The sequence below is a fragment of the Methylobacterium sp. CCH5-D2 genome (assembly GCF_001556475.1).
In the GTDB taxonomy this organism is placed as follows: domain Bacteria; phylum Pseudomonadota; class Alphaproteobacteria; order Rhizobiales; family Beijerinckiaceae; genus Methylobacterium; species Methylobacterium hispanicum.
Genome location: NZ_LSIX01000402.1, coordinates 1 through 858, shown reverse-complemented (window position 1 = coordinate 858; position 858 = coordinate 1). Strand labels below are relative to the sequence as shown.

Sequence of the window (858 nt, the reverse complement as noted above, 5' to 3'; positions counted from 1 at the left end):
CGCGATGGCGTCGCGGTCGCGCAGCCCTCTTTTGGGCGTTTCCTCCCTAGACTTCGGGCCGCTCCTTCGGGAGTGGCCTTTTTTATGGCCCGTCGTCCGTGGCAGCTTGTAGTCTCCGCCGCCCGGATCCGGCAAGCCGTATGATGCGCCCCGCCTGTATCGACGGCAATGTTCCGCGGTCAGTCCCTCGGCGGACTTCCAGGGACGGCCTGTCCCGGAGCAGGCATCGTTACGCGGCCGGGCGTCTCCGATCCCCTACGCCTGCTCGGCGATGATCGCCGCGACGAAGGCGAGGATGCGCTGCGCGTCGTCCGGCTCGTGCACCTTCGCCCACAATCGCAGCAGCTCGGCGGTCTCCCGGAGTCGCGGCTCGACGGCGAGACCGCTCGTGAAGATCGTCGCGGGATAGCCCAGAGCAGCGGCGATCCGCTCCAGCGGCGTGCCGGCCGCATCCATCTCGCTCGCCTCGTCCGCGCGGCCCGGCCGGCGCCCGTTCTCTCCAGACATGCGAGCACCCTAGCGCGATCGCTGCCGCATCGAGAAATCGATTGCGCGCAATGCAGATCTGCGAATGCGCGCGGGATCGCGGGCGAACGCTCCGTTCGACGCGAAAGCCCCGGGAGTTTCCTCCCGGGGCTCTCAGGGACCTGGCGACCAGTCGATCGGGCTGGGGACGCCGGACCTGTCCGTGCGGTCTCAGAGCACCTCACGCGACTCCCGATCACCGGGAGTCCTCCCTCTGCGCGCGGTGGCGCAGGGGGAGTTCTGCGAGAGGCTCTTAGTACGAGCCGAACTTGTAGTTGACGCCGGCGCGGACGACGGCGAACTCGGTGTCGCGGCGGCTGTTGGTGACGCCGG

The 858-nt window shown here is 69.0% G+C and carries 1 protein-coding gene; it reads right to left on the bottom strand.

The window, feature by feature from the left end:
* Nucleotides 1-255: 255 nt before the first annotated feature.
* The gene (locus AX737_RS10325) at nt 256-507 is read right to left on the bottom strand and encodes a hypothetical protein (protein ID WP_066921071.1); all 252 of its coding nucleotides are present in this window, start codon (nt 505-507) and stop codon (nt 256-258) included.
* Between the last annotated feature and the right edge of the window lie 351 nt (nt 508-858).